The organism is Frankia sp. AgKG'84/4 (assembly GCF_023242965.2).
Taxonomy (GTDB): domain Bacteria; phylum Actinomycetota; class Actinomycetes; order Frankiales; family Frankiaceae; genus Frankia.
Genome location: NZ_JALKFU020001279.1, coordinates 1 through 2,251, shown reverse-complemented (window position 1 = coordinate 2,251; position 2,251 = coordinate 1). Strand labels below are relative to the sequence as shown.

The following is a 2,251-nucleotide window of genomic DNA, read 5'->3' as shown; positions in this document are numbered from 1 at the left end:
GGCGGCAGGTGAAGCTCTACTTCACGGCGAGCCCGACGGCGCCCGCGGCCGGCTCCACCGCCGCTGCCGGGCCGACCCCGCCGGCGGACGTGGTGGCCCGTTACCAGGCGCTGACCTGCAGTAACGAGGACGAGCGCAAGGCGGCGCTCGGCACCGACCGGCCGCAGGACTGGACGGTGGCCTGTGACCGCGACCGGACCCAGAAGTACCTGCTCATGCCGGCGTCGGTGGTCGGCACCGACGTGAAGACGGCCTCCGCCGGGCTGGCTGGCTCCGGTGGCGCCACCAACGTCAACACCGGCGCCTGGGTGGTGAACGTTGAGTTCACCGGCTCCGGGCAGAAGAAGTTCACCACGCTGACCGAGGAGACCATCGGCAAGCAGGTCGCGATCGTGCTCGACGGCGTGGTGCAGTCCGCGCCGTCGACGAACGAGCGCATCGCCGGTTCGGCCCAGATCTCCGGGTCGTTCACCCAGTCCGACGCCGAGGACCTCGCCAACGTCCTTCGCTACGGCGCGCTGCCGCTGGCCTTCGAGCGCTCCCAGGCGGAGTCGATCTCACCGACGCTCGGTAAGGACTCGCTGCACGGCGGCCTGCTCGCCGGCGCCCTCGGGCTGCTGCTCGTCGTCGCCTACTCGTTCCTGTACTACCGGGCGCTGGGCATCGTCGTGGTGACCTCGCTCGCGGTCAGCGGCGGGCTCGTCTACGCGGCGGTGGTGCTGCTCGGCGACGCGATCGGCTTCACCCTGTCGCTCGCGGGCATCGCCGGTCTGATCGTGTCGATCGGTGTCACCGCGGACTCGTTCGTCGTCTACTTCGAACGGATCAAGGACGAGGTGCAGTCCGGCCGGACGGTGCGGGCAGCCGCCGACCGGGCCTGGCCGGCCGCGCGGCGGACCATGCTCTCGGCGGACACGGTGTCCTTCCTCGCCGCCGCCGTGCTGTACATCCTCTCGATCGGCTCCGTGCGCGGGTTCGCCTTCACCCTGGGCCTGTCCACGCTGAGCGACGTTCTGATCATGTTCATCTTCACCCGGCCGCTGGTGGCCCTGCTGGTGCGGCGCAGGCTGTTCTCCGCCAGCCGGTTCTCCGGCCTGAGTCCGAAGACAGTCGGCGGGCGGGCCAGCGTCGAGCCCCCCGTCGTCGCGACCCGGGCACGGCTGGCCAAGCGGCCCGCGCCGGCCGGGCAGAAGCGGGAGAGCTGACCGATGTCACTGCTCGCGCGGGTCTACCGCAGCGACTTCCACGCCGACTTCGTCGGCCGTCGCCGGGTCTGGTATGCGGTCTCCGGCGTCGTGCTCGCGGTGTGCGTGCTCAGCATGATCGTGCGGGGTTTCAGCCTCGGCATCGAGTTCTCCGGCGGCGCCGTGCTGCAGCTGCCGACCAACGGCGGCACGGTCGAACAGGTTGACGAAACGCTGTCCAGCGTCGGGATCAGCCCGTCCGACAGCGTCGTGCAGGTGCTGGAGACCTCGAAGCAGTTCCGTGTCCAGACGGAGTCGCTCACCGACGCCCAGACCGACGAGCTGACGAACGCCTTGGCCAAGCGATTCTCGGTGCAGAACCCGGACCGCGACATCGCCGTGTCGACGGTCGGCTCGTCCTGGGGCGAGACGATCACGAAGAAGGCGATCCAGGGCCTGGTCGTCTTCCTGATCCTCGTCATGATCTACCTGTCGATCCGGTTCGAGTGGAAGATGGCGCTCGCGGCGATGGCCGCGCTCATCCACGACCTCATCGTCACGATGGGTGTGTATTCGATCGTCGGGTTCGAGGTCTCCCCGTCCACGGTGATCGCCGTGCTCACCATTCTCGGCTTCTCGTTGTACGACACCGTGGTGGTGTTCGACCGAGTGCGGGAGAACACGGCGGGGATGGCGACCTCCAGCAGGCGTACCTATGCTGAGGCGACGAACGACGCGCTCAACGAGACGCTGGTCCGCTCGCTCAACACCTCGCTGATCGCCCTCATCCCGGTGGCGTCGCTGCTGTTCGTCGGCGCCGGGCTGCTCGGCGCCGGCACGTTGAAGGACCTCGCGCTCGCCCAGTTCGTCGGCATCGCCTCGGGTACCTACTCGTCGTTGTTCTTCGCGACGCCGCTGCTGGTGGACCTCAAGCGCGGGGAGCCGGAGGTCAGGGACCTCGACGCGCGGGTCGCCCGGGAACGGGCCCGGCGGTTGCGGGCGGCGGCGTCGGTGGAGGCCACCGACGCCGCCGGCGGCGCGACGACGCCGACGCGGGTGGGTGCCAC

2 protein-coding genes are annotated in these 2,251 nt (G+C 69.7%); both read left to right on the top strand.

The genetic code is table 11. The features are described from left to right. The coding region (secD, locus tag MXD58_RS29625) for a protein translocase subunit SecD (RefSeq protein WP_250611446.1) at window positions 1-1,205 on the top strand (1,205 nt) is incomplete at its 5' end. A gap of 3 nt (window positions 1,206-1,208) precedes the next feature. After that, a partial coding sequence (gene secF, locus MXD58_RS29620; protein ID WP_250611444.1) for a protein translocase subunit SecF occupies window positions 1,209-2,251 on the top strand: 1,043 nt, incomplete at its 3' end.